The 14,765-nt window shown below is 62.1% G+C and carries 15 protein-coding genes and 1 tRNA gene; 12 read left to right on the forward strand and 4 right to left on the reverse strand.

The window, feature by feature from the left end:
* The coding region (gene recG, locus QZ564_RS16950) for an ATP-dependent DNA helicase RecG (protein ID WP_297112495.1) at window positions 1–1,903 on the reverse strand (1,903 nt) is incomplete at its 3' end.
* Window positions 1,904–2,049: 146 nt separating this feature from the next.
* On the opposite strand from recG, the gene QZ564_RS16955 reads away from it, so the two are divergent.
* The 4 genes from QZ564_RS16955 to QZ564_RS16970 all read left to right on the forward strand — a co-directional run bounded on the left by QZ564_RS16955 (window position 2,050) and on the right by QZ564_RS16970 (window position 6,951).
* Entirely contained in the window at window positions 2,050–2,205 is a 156-nt protein-coding gene (locus QZ564_RS16955; RefSeq protein ID WP_297112497.1) for a hypothetical protein, read from the forward strand.
* Window positions 2,206–2,310: 105 nt separating this feature from the next.
* Complete coding sequence (locus tag QZ564_RS16960) at window positions 2,311–2,589, forward strand: succinate dehydrogenase assembly factor 2 (protein WP_297112500.1); 279 nt, start codon at window positions 2,311–2,313, stop codon at window positions 2,587–2,589.
* Window positions 2,586–6,074: a transcription-repair coupling factor gene (mfd, locus tag QZ564_RS16965; RefSeq protein WP_297112502.1), complete on the forward strand. Its 3,489-nt coding sequence runs from the start codon at window positions 2,586–2,588 to the stop codon at window positions 6,072–6,074. Before QZ564_RS16960 ends, mfd begins: the two co-directional genes overlap by 4 nt.
* 145 nt (window positions 6,075–6,219) lie before the next feature.
* Window positions 6,220–6,951: an invasion associated locus B family protein gene (locus QZ564_RS16970; protein ID WP_297112505.1), complete on the forward strand. Its 732-nt coding sequence runs from the start codon at window positions 6,220–6,222 to the stop codon at window positions 6,949–6,951.
* A 54-nt stretch (window positions 6,952–7,005) separates the two neighbouring features.
* Here the strand turns inward: QZ564_RS16970 and QZ564_RS16975 are convergent, their stop codons facing one another.
* Genes QZ564_RS16975 through QZ564_RS16985 form a run of 3 tightly spaced genes read right to left on the reverse strand, consistent with a single transcriptional unit; the run spans window position 7,006 to window position 9,088 of the window.
* Window positions 7,006–8,166: an FAD-dependent monooxygenase gene (locus tag QZ564_RS16975; protein ID WP_297112508.1), complete on the reverse strand. Its 1,161-nt coding sequence runs from the start codon at window positions 8,164–8,166 to the stop codon at window positions 7,006–7,008.
* Complete coding sequence (locus QZ564_RS16980; protein WP_297112511.1) at window positions 8,163–8,636, reverse strand: DUF6691 family protein; 474 nt, start codon at window positions 8,634–8,636, stop codon at window positions 8,163–8,165. The genes QZ564_RS16975 and QZ564_RS16980 overlap by 4 nt, the downstream gene beginning before the upstream one ends.
* Window positions 8,636–9,088 carry a YeeE/YedE thiosulfate transporter family protein gene (locus QZ564_RS16985; protein ID WP_297112514.1) on the reverse strand — a complete coding sequence of 151 codons (453 nt, stop codon included), beginning with the start codon at window positions 9,086–9,088 and terminating at the stop codon, window positions 8,636–8,638. Before QZ564_RS16985 ends, QZ564_RS16980 begins: the two co-directional genes overlap by 1 nt.
* Window positions 9,089–9,276: 188 nt before the next feature.
* On the opposite strand from QZ564_RS16985, the gene QZ564_RS16990 reads away from it, so the two are divergent.
* From QZ564_RS16990 to QZ564_RS17025, 8 genes are all read left to right on the forward strand, one after another.
* A complete protein-coding gene (locus QZ564_RS16990) occupies window positions 9,277–10,221 on the forward strand; it encodes a TerC family protein (protein ID WP_363312427.1) in 945 nt (314 codons plus the stop codon).
* Window positions 10,218–11,189: a quinone oxidoreductase gene (locus QZ564_RS16995; RefSeq protein ID WP_297112517.1), complete on the forward strand. Its 972-nt coding sequence runs from the start codon at window positions 10,218–10,220 to the stop codon at window positions 11,187–11,189. The genes QZ564_RS16990 and QZ564_RS16995 overlap by 4 nt, the downstream gene beginning before the upstream one ends.
* A gap of 59 nt (window positions 11,190–11,248) precedes the next feature.
* Window positions 11,249–11,338: transfer RNA gene (locus tag QZ564_RS17000), tRNA-Ser, on the forward strand.
* A gap of 59 nt (window positions 11,339–11,397) precedes the next feature.
* Window positions 11,398–11,634: a hypothetical protein gene (locus QZ564_RS17005; protein WP_297112521.1), complete on the forward strand. Its 237-nt coding sequence runs from the start codon at window positions 11,398–11,400 to the stop codon at window positions 11,632–11,634.
* Window positions 11,635–11,925: 291 nt separating this feature from the next.
* Window positions 11,926–12,102 (forward strand): hypothetical protein, encoded by a 177-nt coding sequence (locus tag QZ564_RS17010; protein ID WP_297112524.1) that lies wholly within the window; start codon window positions 11,926–11,928, stop codon window positions 12,100–12,102.
* A gap of 179 nt (window positions 12,103–12,281) precedes the next feature.
* Window positions 12,282–12,896: a carboxyltransferase domain-containing protein gene (locus QZ564_RS17015; protein ID WP_297112527.1), complete on the forward strand. Its 615-nt coding sequence runs from the start codon at window positions 12,282–12,284 to the stop codon at window positions 12,894–12,896.
* Entirely contained in the window at window positions 12,893–13,798 is a 906-nt protein-coding gene (locus tag QZ564_RS17020) for a biotin-dependent carboxyltransferase family protein (protein WP_297112530.1), read from the forward strand. Before QZ564_RS17015 ends, QZ564_RS17020 begins: the two co-directional genes overlap by 4 nt.
* Entirely contained in the window at window positions 13,795–14,565 is a 771-nt protein-coding gene (locus QZ564_RS17025) for a 5-oxoprolinase subunit PxpA (protein WP_297112533.1), read from the forward strand. The genes QZ564_RS17020 and QZ564_RS17025 overlap by 4 nt, the downstream gene beginning before the upstream one ends.
* The last annotated feature ends 200 nt before the right edge of the window (window positions 14,566–14,765 follow it).

A 14,765-nucleotide genomic window follows, 5' to 3' on the forward strand; every position in this document is an offset into this window, starting at 1 on the left:
TGTCGCCCTGGCCGCGCAGTTCCAGGTCTCGTTCCGCGATCTCGAAGCCGTCTTCGGTGGATTTTATGGTCTCCAGCCGGGCCTTGGCGGTTTCCGAGAGCGGGTCTTTGTAGAGCAGGAGGCAGGCCGAGCGTTGCGAGCCGCGGCCGACACGGCCACGGAGCTGGTGCAATTGGGCCAGGCCGAAGCGTTCGGCATGCTCGATGATCATGATGGTTGCATTGGGCACATCCACCCCGACCTCGATCACCGTCGTAGCGACCAGCAATTTGATCTCATCGGCCTTGAAACGCTGCATGACCTCTTGCTTGGGTGCGGCGGACATGCGTCCGTGGACCAGCGCGACCTGGTCGCCGAACACCTTGCGAAGTTCTGCGAAGCGGTCTTCGGCTGATACCACTTCGAGCGTTTCGCTTTCCTCCACAAGGGGACACACCCAATAGGCCTGGGCGCCCTCGGATAGCCGCGATTGCAGGCGTGAGACGACGCGAGAGTAGTCGTTGATCGACATCACTGCAGTGTCGATCGGTTGGCGACCGCGTGGTTTTTCGCGAAGTACGCTGACGGCCATGTCGCCAAAGTGAGTAAGGACGAGCGTGCGGGGAATGGGTGTCGCCGTCATGACCAGCAGGTCGGTGTGACGCCCTTTGTCAGACAGCGCCAAGCGCTGGTGGACGCCGAAACGGTGTTGTTCGTCGACAACGGTCAGGCCGAGATTGGCGAAGGTGATGTCGGACTGGAACAGGGCGTGGGTGCCAACGGCGATCGCGATCGTGCCGTCCGCCAGGCCAGCGAGAATGCTGCGTCGGTCAGCGGCGGACATCTTGCCGGTGAGGAGGGCGCAATTCAGCCCCGCAGCCTCGCATAGCGGTTGAATGGTCCGGAAGTGCTGCGAAGCGAGGAGTTCGGTGGGGGCCATGAGCGTGGACTGGGCGCCGCTTTCGGCCATGGCGGCCATGGCCATTAGGGCGACCACGGTCTTGCCCGAGCCGACATCACCCTGGAGCAGGCGCGACATGCGGTCGGGCGCCATGAGATCGGCCCGGATCTCCTCCAGGGCCTGTTGCTGGCCCGCTGTGAGGGCAAAGGGGAGCGCCGCGGCCAGCCGAGAGGCCAGCTCACCTGTGAAGGACCGCGAAACGCCTCGTGCCGAAACCATGCTGGAGCGCACAAGCTGCAGGGTGATCTGCCCCGCCAGGTACTCGTCATAGGCAAGTCTTTGCCGCGCGGGGGACCACAATTGCGTCTGCTCCGGGTCCTCAGGCAGGTGTGCCATGCGCATCGCTTCGGCAAAGCGCGGCCAATTGCGCGTGGCCATGGTGTCACTGGCAATCCATTCGGGTAGTTCGGGAATGGCATCAACGGCTTGCCGCACCAGCTTGGCGAGCGCTTTGGAGCTGAGGCCATTGGTGAGCGGATAGACTGGCTCAACCAGGGGCAGGGCGGCGAAATTAGCCGGTTCCACGATGTAGTCAGGGTGGGTGATCTGCTTCTCGCCATTGAAAAAGCCGATCTGGCCGGAAACATAGCGTTCCTCCCCGACCGGCAGGCTACGCTCGATCCAGCCTCCCTGGGCGCGGAAGAATACCAGCTGTATGTCTCCGGTCTCGTCGTGGGCGAAAACGCGGTGCGGTATGTGAGGTTTGCCGCGAGGCGGTGGTTGGTGCCGGTCGATGTGCAGGCGCAGAGTGACGATCTGATTGAGGTAGGCTTCGGCGATGCCCACCTGACGGCGGCGATCGACAACGCCCGAGGGCATGTGCATGAGCACATCCAGCACCACTGCTTCCTGCCCTTCGGGCGCGCCGAAAAAGCGGGTCAACAGCGCAGCCAGCTTGTCCCCCACGCCTTTGATGGCGTGCAGCGACCGAAACAGGGGTTGAAGGGCTTCTGGCCTGCTCACGATTCGTCTCCTCACGCCATCTTAGTTGGCGCGGACCGTCATGACAGGGCAGGCTACAGAACTGTCACAAAAAACGCTTGCCGAACTAAGGGTCCAGGTTCAGTAATTGTCCATAGAGGAACTTAAGTTCCCGGGAGGAGGGCAAATTGCCCGACAACACAGAGCTCGCCGGAGCCCTACCGGCAAGTGAGCGCAGGCGCCGGTTTCGCCGGCGGCGGCTTCTCGTTATTGCGGCATTGGCGGCCGCCAGCTGGATATTGCTGCTTGGAGCGCTTTATCTGGTCTGGCTGATGGTGACTTAGCCGCACCGCAGTCCAGGTCAGAGCCGTATTGGCGCCGTGACAAGGCTCGCCTTTGCGCGTAAGAACGCGTCCAAATCGCGAACATTTTTCAATCATGGGTGTCAAATGACGGCCGGTGAAGATATTGCCATTCGGCGCAAGCGCTTGCGCTACCGCGCCTGGCATCGGGGGACCAAGGAGATGGACCTGATCCTGGGCCCATTTGCCGATGCCAATGTGGACGGCTTCGGCCCTGACGAACTGGACCGGCTGGAAACGCTCATGAATGAGGAAGACCCGCCATTGCTCAAATGGGTGATGCGGCAGGAAGAACCGCCGGCGCATGTGGATGCCGAGTTTCTCGCGATGGTGATTGCTGACCATCAAGCCCGGATCGAACGATGAACGAATTGGCCGGCATTGCCCCGCAGGTGCGCACGATCTCCAACGTGCCCGATGGGATGCAGCCCATGGTGCTGGCCCGGCTGGTCGAGCAGCGCCTGAAGGATGCGCCGGAAGATGTTGCCAGTCTGGTGTTTGTGGCGCGCGACGGGCGTCGCATGCAGCGCATGGCGGAGATTTTGGGCGCTATTCTGCCCGGCCACACCATTCTGACGCTGCCGGCCTGGGACTGCCTGCCATATGACCGGGTTTCGCCCAATACCGTGACGATTGCAGCGCGCATGAATGCCCTGGCCGCTCTGACCAGCGGAGCCAAGGGCGCCGTCGTGCTGACGGCAGTCAATGCGTTGATCCAGAAGCTGCCGCCGCGCGATCTGGTCGAGACGATGAGCTTTTCGGCCGTGGTTGGCCGCGTGGTGGATAGCAACAAGCTGATCGCCTGGGCTGCAAACAATGGCTATCTGCGCGTGCCCACAGTGCGGGAAAGCGGTGAGTTTGCGGTGCGTGGCGGGTTGGTCGACCTGTTCCCTGCAGGATCGGAATCGCCTCTGCGTTTCGATTTTTTCGGTAGCCAGCTCGAATCCATCCGTACATTTGATCCGGATAGCCAGCGGACTACTGGAACGCTCAAGCGCGTCGATCTGACACCTATGAGCGAGGTCGTCCTTAACGAGGAGACCATTCGCCGCTTTCGGCAGAACTACACCGCAGCCTTTGGTGGCAACACGGTGGACGATACGCTCTATGCAACGGTGAGCGGTGGATCCCGCTATTCGGGTACGGAACACTGGCTGCCATTCTTCTACGACCACATGGACCGGCTGGCGGACTATGTGGGTGACGCCCCCTTCGTGTTCGATGATCAGGTTGCCGAGGCCTTTGCCGAGCGGGCCGAGCAAATCCGGGACTATTACGATGCCCGCGAAGCGGCCCGGCAGGCGCCCATAGTGGCGGGGGCAGGGGCTCCATACAAGCCGATCAAGCCTGATCTCCTCTATGATCTGGATGTTGCCCCCACGAGCCTGGCGGGGGCATCGGTGGTCAGGCTATCGCCCTTCATTGCCTCCGAAGCGGCTGGTGGGGACGATGCAGGCGGTCGCATTGCGCCAAGTTTTGCAGCCGAGCGGGCGGCATCGGACGTCAATCTGTTCCAGGCCGTCGTCGATCGGCTCCTGGCGGAACGCCGTGAAGGGCGCCGTGCCGTCATCGCCTGCTGGAGTGCCGGTACGCGCGACCGCATGGCCCAGGTGCTCAAAGACCACGGCCTGACTCACCCGCGGCTGGCGGAGAACTGGCGGGATGCGGAATCGACCAGTGCGGCAACGACGTCGCTGGTGGTTCTGCCGCTCGAAACCGGGTTCGAGACCCGGGACCTGCTGGTTCTGTCCGAACAGGACATTCTGGGCGAGCGCATTCTCAGGCCGCAGCGCAAGAAGAAGGCCTCCGATGCGCTGACGGAAGCCGCGAGCCTGAGCGAAGGTGACCTGGTCGTACATGTCGATCACGGCATCGGCCGCTTTATCGGTCTCAAGGTCATTGAGGCGGGCGGGGCGCCGCATGAATGTGTCGAACTGCAATATGCTGGCGACACCAAGCTTTACCTGCCCGTCGAGAACATCGAACTGCTCACGCGCTACGGGTCCGACGACGCTTCGGTAACGCTGGACAAGCTGGGCGGCATGGCCTGGCAGGCAAAGAAGGGCAAGCTCAAGAAGCGCATCCGCGATATGGCGGAGCAGCTGATCAAGCTGGCGGCTCAGCGGCTGCTCACCAAGGCCGATGTTGTCGACATCAACAGCGGGGCCTATGACGAATTTGCTGCGCGTTTCCCCTATGAGGAGACCGAAGACCAGCTCAATGCCATCGAGGCCGTGTTCGATGACATTTCTTCCGGAAAGGTCATGGACAGGCTGGTTTGCGGCGATGTGGGCTTCGGCAAGACCGAAGTGGCCTTGCGGGCGGCGTTCGCAGTGGCCTTGAGTGGCAAGCAGGTGGCGGTCGTTGTGCCGACGACGCTTCTGGCGCGTCAACATTTCAAGACCTTCTCAGAGCGCTTCAACGGACTGCCGGTGCGCGTGCGGCATGCCTCACGCATGGTTCCTGCCGCCGAACTCAAGGCGACCAAGGACGGGCTTGCCGATGGGCAGGTCGATATCGTGGTGGGCACGCATGCCCTTCTGAGCAAATCGATCAAGTTCAAGGATCTCGGCCTGCTGGTGATCGATGAAGAGCAGCATTTCGGCGTCGGCCACAAGGAGCGCCTGAAAGAGCTCAAGGCCAATGTGCATGTGCTGACGCTGACCGCGACACCAATCCCGCGGACCCTGCAGCTGGCGCTGACGGGCGTGCGCGACCTGTCGCTCCTGGCGACGCCGCCAGTGGACCGGCTGGCCATCCGCACATTCATTTCGCCGTTCGATCCACTCTCGATCCGCGAGGCGCTTCTGCGCGAGAAGTATCGCGGAGGGCAGAGCTTCTATGTCGTGCCCAGGATCAAGGACCAGCCCGACATTGCCGAATTCCTGCGGCAACAAGTGCCGGAAGTGTCGTTCGTGGTTGCCAATGGGCAGATGCCGCCGGGTGAACTCGACGACATCATGAATGCCTTCTACGACAACAAGTTCGATGTGCTGCTGGCCACGACAATCGTTGAGTCCGGCCTCGACATCCCCAATGCCAATACGCTGATTGTGCATCGGGCCGATCAGTTCGGCCTGGCGCAGCTCTATCAGATCCGCGGGCGCATCGGTCGCTCCAAGCAGCGCGCCTATGCCCTGTTTACGGTCCCACCCGACCGCAAGCTGACCGATACGGCCGAACGGCGTCTGGGTGTGTTGCAGTCCCTTGAAAGTCTGGGGGCCGGGTTCCAGCTGGCCAGCCATGACCTTGATATTCGGGGCGCCGGTAACCTTCTGGGCGACGAACAGTCCGGTCATATTCGTGAGGTGGGCTACGAGCTCTATCAGGCCATGCTCGAGGAGGCGGTTGCCAGCCTCAAATCGGGCGAGGAGGAATACGAGGACCGCAACGAATGGAGCCCGCAGATTTCGCTGGGCATGCCGGTGATGATTCCGGAGCACTATGTGCCTGACCTGCAATTGCGCATGCAGCTTTACCGCAAGCTGGGTGATCTCAATGATGTGCGGGACATTGATGCGGCGGGCGCCGAGCTGATTGACCGGTTCGGGCCGCTTCCAGAAGAGGTCGAGGCCCTTCTCAAGATCATTCTGGTCAAGTCGCTTTGCCGGCAGGCCAATGTCGAAAAGGTCGATGCTGGCCCGAAGGGCGCGGTCATCAGCCTTCGCAAGAACGAGTTCCCAAATCCGGCCGGCCTTGTGAAGCTGGTGAGCGATCCGGGCAACCAGGTGCGCATCAAGCCCGATCAGAAACTTGTGTTCGCGCGTAACTGGCCGACCCCCGAGCAGCGTCTCAAGGGCACTGCTGCAATACTCTCAAAGCTCGCAAAACTGGCGGAATCGGTGGGTTGAGTGGCCCCACATCCACGATGGCGCGCATAATGTTTTGGCAAGGCCTATCGGTCATGTTATTGCCCGATTTGCGCCCTTGAAGGGCAGTTCGAATTTCATGGCGGCCAGGCGCCGCCGGGACCGCCAAGGAAGGCAAGGACATTCTATGATTTTCAGGAAACCCCTCGTCGCCAGTGTTGCGGTGGCCGCACTGATGCTGTCCCCGATTGCGACTATTGCGCAGGAAGCGACGACCGAAACGCCGGCTGCCGAAGAGGCTGCGCCTGCCGAAGGTTCGGCGACCGATGAGGTCGCTGCCGCCGTCGATAGCCTGGCCTCGCAGAACTGGCTCAAGGTTTGTGACCCGCTTCCCGATGGCCAGAAGGCCTGCCTGATGCGTCAGGTAGTGCTGGCCAATGGCCAGTTCCTCGGCTCGTTCCTCTTGCGCGACGATCCGGGCCAGGAAAGCCGCCTGCTGGCAGTGGCTGCAGTGCCGCTCGGGGTGCTGCTGCCCTTCGGCCTCACCTGGCAGATCGACAATGCCAAGCCGGTTCGCGTGCCCTATATGTTGTGTGACGTGCAATCGTGTTCGACCCAGCTGGTCATCAACGAGCAATACGTCAATTCGCTCAAGCGCGGCGCCAAGCTGACTCTGACTGCCAAGAACCGGCAGAACCAGGATCTGTCGATCGAGATCGACCTGGCGGGCTTCACCGCCACCTACGACAGCGATGCTGCCCTGTCCTTCGAGCAGCTGCAGCAGCAGGAATCGGGTGAGAACGCGCTCGAACAGGTGCTTCAGGACCGGGCCGAGCAGTTGCGCCAGCAGCTTTCGGGTGAAGGTGCAGCGGCTCCGGCCGGCGACCAGGCCCCGACTGAAGAGGCCCCGGCTCAGTAAGCAGCCGCTAATGGCAATTTTGGAGGGCGCGGGAGACCGCGCCCTTTTTGTTGGCTAGCGCCGCGCGCCCATTCCCAGCGCAAAAGCCTGACGCCGCAATGGTGGCAGCAGCTTCAATGCCCAGAGGCCAGCCGCGCGGGCGGCCTGGCTCGGCACCATATCGGCCAAAAGGGACCGGAACAGCGTATCAACCATGCTACCGGTGCGCGCCAAATCGGCCGCGCGGCGGCGCGCGTAGTCGGCGCTGACGATGTGGCCCCGTCCCTGGTCGCCCCCGTCTGCGGCGTTGACCGCCTCCAGGAGATCAGCGACGTCGCGAAGACCCAGATTGAGCCCTTGTGCGCCAATCGGCGGGAAGGCGTGCGCTGCTTCCCCGACCAGGACGAGGCTTTCCTTGCCGGCGGTATCGACGGTTAGCGACGACAATGGGAACACAAAGCTTGGAGACGCCAATTGGGGGGCGCCAAACAGGCGTTGTGATCGCTCCCTCAGGGCCGCGAGCAGGGCTTCGGGCCCGCCTGCTTGAGTCTGGCGCAGCAGGGGTTCTTCGTCGATCCAGACCAGGTTGGCTTTTGTCCCGCCAGCGGGGACCAGGGTGAATGGCCCATGGGGGTAATGAAACTCCACCGATGTGCTCCCCAGAGGCCGCGCCAATTCCAGGTCACAAACAAGGGCGGCCTCAGCGAAATGATGCTCGCGCGCCTTGATGCCGGCCGCGGAGCGGAGCGTGGACTTCTTGCCATCGGCCGCAACGATGAGGGGTGCTGCAAGTTCGCTGCCATTGTCCAGTGTAACGACCCCGAGTTCGTCCTCCTGTCGCCATCCGGTAACGGCGTGGTTGCGGGTTTCCAGGCCGCGAGCGGGCGCGGCAGCCTGAAACCGGGCCAGAAGGGCGGTGTTGGGGAAATTCCAGCCGAAGGTGGGGAGACCAGCCTCGCTCGCGTCAAACAGCGTTTCGGGCGCGCGAATGAGGCGGTTTGTTGCATCGATGATCCGGATGGCCGAGAGCGGATGGCCAATGGCCGCCGGATCGTCCACAAGTCCCGACGCCTTCAGGAAATCGACGCTGGGCATCATCAAGGCCGAGGTGCGCCGGTCTGGAGGGGCAGGGGGGGCCAAGTGGATCACGCTTTGCCCGGCCCTGGCCAGGGCTACCGCCGCTGCGACGCCGGCCAGGCCCCCGCCCACGACAATGATATCGGCATCCTTGTTCATCGCGCAGCGTCCGCGAGGCGACGATTGTGACCGCTGGGCAGGATCACGCTGCCTGCCAGCGAACCGGCGAACATGGCCGCCAGAAACAACCAGAGACCATCAGGCTGAAAGGCGACCAAGGATATGGCGGGGCCAGGGCAGATGCCTGACATGCCCCAACCCAGGCCGAACAGGGCTGCGCCACCGACAAGGCGACCGTCTATTTTCCTGTATTCAGGCTCATGGAAGCTGGTGTCGAAAAGCGGGGCAGGACGTTGCCGCCCGAGCCGCACGGCAACGAACATGACCAGAATGGCGGGGACAATGACAAAGGCCAGGCTTGGATCCCAGCCGCCAGTGGGGATGGCGGTGAAATCGAGAAAGCGCAGGACCTTGAGCGGGTCCACCATCTGCGAGACGTAGAGGCCGGCTCCGAAGAGGGCGCCACTCACTGCCGCTGTGGCCAGATAGGGCAATCGAAGCACAGCCATCAGACAATCCCCGTAATGGTGACGGTGAGGATGGCCACCGAGAAGAACACGATGACCGCGACGAGCGAGCGCAGCGAAAGTCGCGCCAAGCCGCAGACCCCATGCCCCGAGGTGCAACCATTGCCGATCTTGGTCCCAATGCCCGTCAACAGGCCGGCGATCGCGATCCAGACCGGCGTGGGGATGGACCATGCGGCGGGCGGAGCGGCAAGCTGTGCCGGCTCCGCGCCGCCGACGCCGATCTGCGGGAATGCGAGCGCCGTCAGGGCCGTGGCCGCCACCAGGGCAACCAGAAATACCAGGCGCCAAACCACAGTCTGGGCGGGTGGTAGCAATTGGCCAAAAATTCCGGAGATGCCGGCAATGCGGCCATTGCCAAGCCAGAGCACGGCTGAGGCGAGACCAATCAATATGCCTCCCAGGGTGGCAGTGAGCGGGGAGAAGGCTTCCATGGATTTGCACTCGTTGGGGTACGGAACCGGAGCCTAGCACCGGCCATTGTGGAGATACCAGCGCTGCAAGGAGAAGGGCATTCGGCTTGATGACGCAGACATGGAAAAACTCCTTACGCGACCTTCACCCTGGAGCATGACCGCTCTAGATTGGCGCCCACTCTCTCATTTGTTGACCGGAGCTCTTGATGCTTGAACTTCTGGCCGATCCCAATGTGTGGATTGCCTTTGCCACCTTGACGGTCATGGAGATCGTGCTGGGTATCGACAATATCGTCTTCATTTCGGTGTTGGTCTCGCGCTTGCCGCGGGAGCAGGCGGAGTTTGCCCGCAAGCTCGGCATCGGGCTGGCACTGGTGTTCCGGATCGTGCTGCTGCTGCTGATCAGCGTGATCGTGCAGCTCAAGGAACCGGTATTCGAGGCGTTCGGCCACGGTTTCTCGTGGAAGGACATCATCCTGATCGCCGGCGGTGGTTTCCTGATCTACAAGGCGACGCACGAGATGCATGCGGCGATCGAGGAGCCGCACGAAGTGGGCCTGATGGAAGGCGCCAAGGCCAGCCTGCAGGCCATCCTGGTGCAGATCGTTGTCATCGACATGGTGTTTTCGATCGATTCGATCATCACCGCTGTGGGCATGGTGCCGGCCGACCAGGTGGTCGTCATGGTCGCTGCCGTGCTCGTGGCCGTGGCTGTGATGTTCTTTGCTTCGGGTCCGATTGCCAAGTTCGTTGCTGACCATCCGACAACCAAGATGCTGGCCCTGGCGTTCCTGCTGCTGATCGGCGTGACGCTGGTCGCCGATGGCCTGGGTTTCCACATTCCCAAGGGCTATATCTATTCTGCCATGGCCTTCTCGGTGCTGGTGGAAGCCATCAACATCTTTGCCAAGGGCCGCAAAGAGAAAGCGGCAGGGGGCAAGAAGCACGCGGTGGAGTTCACGCCATTCACAGGTGATACGGGTTCCGTATCGGCCTCTGCGGCCATTGCAGCCATTGGCGGAGCTGCGCCGGTTTCGGTGGCACCGACGGCATCGACGACGCCTCCCAAGCCGCGCCCCAAATCGACAAGCGCCAACCGGTCGCAATCGCGCCCGAAATCGGCACCAAGGAAGCCCAGGACTCCCAAATGACCAGAGTAGTCGCCATCAATCAAACCGGCGGACCCGATGTATTGTCCATAGAGGACTGGGATGTCGGTGAACCGGGACCCGGTCAGGTCCGCCTGCGGCAGACGGCCATCGGCCTCAATTTCATCGATACCTATCAGCGCTCAGGCCTCTATCCCCAAAATCTTCCATTCGTGGGTGGCAATGAGGGGGCAGGCGAGGTCATCGCCGTCGGCGAAGGCGTGACCGAGGTCAAGGTTGGCGACCGGGTCTGCTACCAGGGCACGCCCGGCGCCTATGCGGATGAGCGGCTGATGCCGGTGCAAAAGCTCGTTCCCATCCCCGACGGGGTGGATGATCAGACCGCTGCCGCCCTCCTCCTCAAGGGGCTGACGGCCTATTATCTGCTGTTCAAGACCTGGCCTGTTCAATCTGGCGAGACCATTCTGTGGCATGCCGCTGCCGGCGGGACAGGCCTGATTGCAACACAATGGGCACGGGCGCTGGGCGCAACAGTGATTGGAACAGCAGGCAGCGCGGAGAAGGTGCAGAAGGCACTCGATCATGGCTGTCATCATGTCATTGACTACAGCATCGAAGACTTCCCGGCTCTGGTCCGGGAGTTTACCGGTGGCAAGGGTGTCGATGTCGTTTATGACGGGGTCGGCAAGTCGACATTTGAGGGGTCACTTGATTGCCTCCGTCCGCGCGGCCTGCTGGTCAGCTTCGGCAATGCCTCGGGGCCGGTGAGTGTGCCAGATCTCGGTATCCTGGCGCGCAAGGGATCGCTCTTTGTTACCCGGCCAACCGGCACACACTACTTTCCGAGTCGCGAATACCTGCTGGAGGGGGCGAAGGCCCTGTTCGAGGCGGTGCGTGCGGGCGACATCAAGGTCGAGATCGGCCGGACCTATACCCTGGCTGACGTTGCCGAGGCCCATCGCGCCCTTGAAGGGCGGGAAACAACCGGGTCGGTTGTGTTGTTGCCATAACACTGGCGAGGCGGCGGGGCTGGACAGCGCCCGCCGTCGCCGCTAAAGGCTCAGGTCACGGGCAGGTGGCAGAGCGGTTGATTGCTCCGGTCTTGAAAACCGGCGAAGGTGCAAGCCTTCCGGGGGTTCGAATCCCTCCCTGCCCGCCATTTTTGTTTGCGCGCTGCCGCCCCTCCGGCCCTGGCGCGCTGGCTTCGGGAAGCACACCATGAGCCGCAAGGAATTTGATGCTTCGCGCATGCGGCGCATGAAACGGGTTGCCGCGCGGCACGGATTGACCATCCTCACATCGGACAAGATCAAGACGCTGGGCCAGCCCGGCGGGCACGCCATACGCGAGGATGAGAGCTTCAGGATTGTCTATGGCGACGTTCCCAAGCCATTTTCAGCGAGCCTGGACGATATCGAGGCCTATCTTGAGCGTTTGGAGGACGAATCGTCCTGATTGCGGAATGCACGCTGAATTCCGGCAACCGCCTGCGAGAACTTGCGTTTCTCATCTGTGCGACAATTTCGTGAAAGCGGGCGAAGCGTAAGCGAGGCTGACATTGTGGGCAAGGGCGGTTCTGCCCGATGCCAGAACATTGTGTTATTTAAGCAGTAACGGAATCGAAGCACACTGATACTCGTAGGCTCGTCTGGAGCCAGTCTGGTTCCAGACTATTGTGGTCGCGGGCTTCTGCGGAAACCGTCTCCCTACTTCCGCATCCCGCTTCAGTGTGGAGGCGCGTTACTCATGTTCACCTTGATCAACGCCGACGCCGACGAAGACGACGCCGAAATCACCGATCCCCAGGAAATTGCGGAGCTGTTTGCAGCCATTGCTGCCGTGGCCATTGAGGCCATCGGGGCAGGGCAGGCCCGCACCCTGTTCGAGGCGGTGGTTGAGCAGGAGGGTCGCGACCCCAATTGAAACATGACTCCGCGTTTTGAACGATAGCCTGCCGCAGTGCTTTGTTGCGGGGCGTGTGGTGTGAACCCTTGACGGGATGCGGTCCGATCTGAACGACTGCATCCCCGATGGAACAATCACCGAAAACAGCCGCCCATGGACCGCTTGCCCGAAGGCAAATAAAGCCTGAAATCGCTCCTTTGGGCGATGCGGCACTGCTTGTACGGTTTGGCAAAAGCCTGGACGACGTCGCCAATCGGGCGGCCTTGGCATTTGCCGCCCAGCTGGAGACCGATGCCATCGCCGGCGTGGTGGAAGTAGTGCCGAGCTTGGTTTCGGTGCTGGTGCGCTATGACCCGGCGGTGACCGATCGGATACGGCTCTCTGGCGAATTGGCGCTGCGATGGTCAGGTGAGGCCTCGTGGGAATCTACGCGGTCACATCGGATCGCCGTGCATTTCGACGGGCCGGATCTCGTCGAGGTGGCGATGACCCTGGGGGTGCGTCCGGAAGATTTTGTCCAGATGCACAACGATTCTGAATTGCGCGTCCTGGCCACCGGGTTTGCACCCGGCTTTGTCTATTGCGGGTTTCATGGCGCGCGTTTGATCCTCCCGCGCCGCACAACCGTCCGTCCGCGCGTCCCAGCGGGCAGCGTATTATTCGCTGCCGGGCAGACCGCCATTGCCGCGACGGAAATCCCCACTGGCTGGCATGTCATCGGACACACCCAGTTTCGCAATTTTGATGCCAGTGCAGAGCCGCCAACACGGCTACAGGCGGGAGACCGCGTGATATTCGAGGCTATCCATTGACCGCCTTATTACGCGTTGTGCGCGCCGGGCCCCTCTGCACGGTGCAGGAGCAGGGCCGTTTCGGCCGGTTGGCCCATGGAATCAGTGCCTCAGGGCCGATGGACAATGATGCCTTCGATCTGGCTGGAGCGCTGGCCGGTGCCGATGATGGGGCCGGGATCGAGTTCACGCGTGCCGGCCTCACGCTGCGGATGGAGGCGGGAGAACTATCTCTGGGTTGGGCCGGTGGCGACTTCGCCGTGCATCTCAACGGTCTTGCACTCAAGTGGCCGGGTTGCGCAGCTATGAGGGCGGGCGATGAGATCGACATCAGTCCCGGTGCATGGGGCAATTATGGCTATCTGCGCTTTGGCAGTCAGCTGAACCTGCCATTGGTTCTTGGCAGCAGAGCCACAAGCACGCGAGCCAGAATCGGTGGTCTGGATGGACGGGCCCTTCAAGCGGGTGACCAATTGTCGTTTTCCGGCCCGGCAAGCAGGAAGCTGCCCAAGCCCATGCCGGAAGAACCAACCATCGGGCCCGTACGGTTCGTTTGGGGCATCCATGCCGACGTGTTCTCGCCAGAGGTGCGGCAGCGCTTTGTGGACGGTCAGTTCCAGGTGTCGTCGATGATGGATCGCATGGGCGTCAGGCTGATCGACGAAGGGGGCGTTTTTGCGGATTCCGGCGTCTTGTCGCTGGTGTCCGATCCAATCCTCCCGGGCGATATTCAGATACTTGGCGACGGCACGCCGATCGTGCTGATGCGGGACCATCAGCCGACCGGCGGCTACCCGCGCATAGGCACGGTCATCTCGGCAGATTTCGATCGCTTTGCGCAGATTCGTCCCGGCGAAGCTGTTGCCTTTGCGCCGGTGAGCGTGGAGCATGCCCACCGCCTGTTGCGGAGCCGCTCATCATGACCAGCATCGACCTCAACGCTGATTTGGGCGAAGGCATGGGCACGGATGATGACTTGTTGCAGATCGTCTCCAGTGCCTCGATTGCCTGTGGGGGGCATGCGGGCGATGCGGCGACTATCCGGAGAATACTCGAGGCCTGCAAGGCAAATGGGGTTATGGCGGGGGCTCATCCAGGCTATGCAGATCCCAAGCGTTTCGGCCGCTTCCGGGTGGTTATGCCGCTCGACCAGGTGCTGGGACAGATCAGGGGACAGCTCATCTTGGTGCGCCACATCGCCGACGAGGTGGCGGTGCCGCTGTCCTATGTGAAGCTGCATGGCGCGCTGGCCAACCAGACGGCCGAAGAGCTTGCCCTGGCCGTTGGCATCTTTGCCGCTATTCAGGCCATGGACCCCGACATGGCTGTGCTGGCGCTCGACAACAGCCAACAGGTACGGGCGGCCAAGGCTGTCGGTCTGCCTCTCATCCGGGAGGCCTATGCGGACAGGGCCTATACTGCAGAGGGCCTGCTTGTGTCGCGACAACAAGAGGGCTCTGTCATCGACGACCCCCAACAGGTCATCGATCGCTGTCTGAGGCTCGCACAGGCCGGCGAGATCCTGGCCATTGATGGCACGGTGGTAAAATCCTCGGCACGGTCGATCTGCCTGCATGGGGATACGCCCGGGGCGGTCGAATTGGCGGCAGCAGTTCGGGCGGCCCTGGAGAAGGCAGGCGTAACAATTGCCCCTGCCGCTCCCGAGGTTGAAAAGCAGGCGGAGATTTGAGGAGCGGTGTCGCGGACAACTGGCCGCGACGTCCGAGCGCGCGCCATAGGATGAATTGGCGGTTAGGCGATGAGCTTCTTGCTACACGAGGCTAGCTCTCATGGCGTTCTCACCTAAAACCGGTCCACTGGCAACTGTATTCAGCTTGGAGCTGGGTTGGCGTAGTCGGTCTGGGTTCTGATCATTGCGTTTAGTGTGGT

It is taken from the genome of uncultured Devosia sp., assembly GCF_913055165.1.
In the GTDB taxonomy this organism is placed as follows: Bacteria; Pseudomonadota; Alphaproteobacteria; order Rhizobiales; family Devosiaceae; genus Devosia.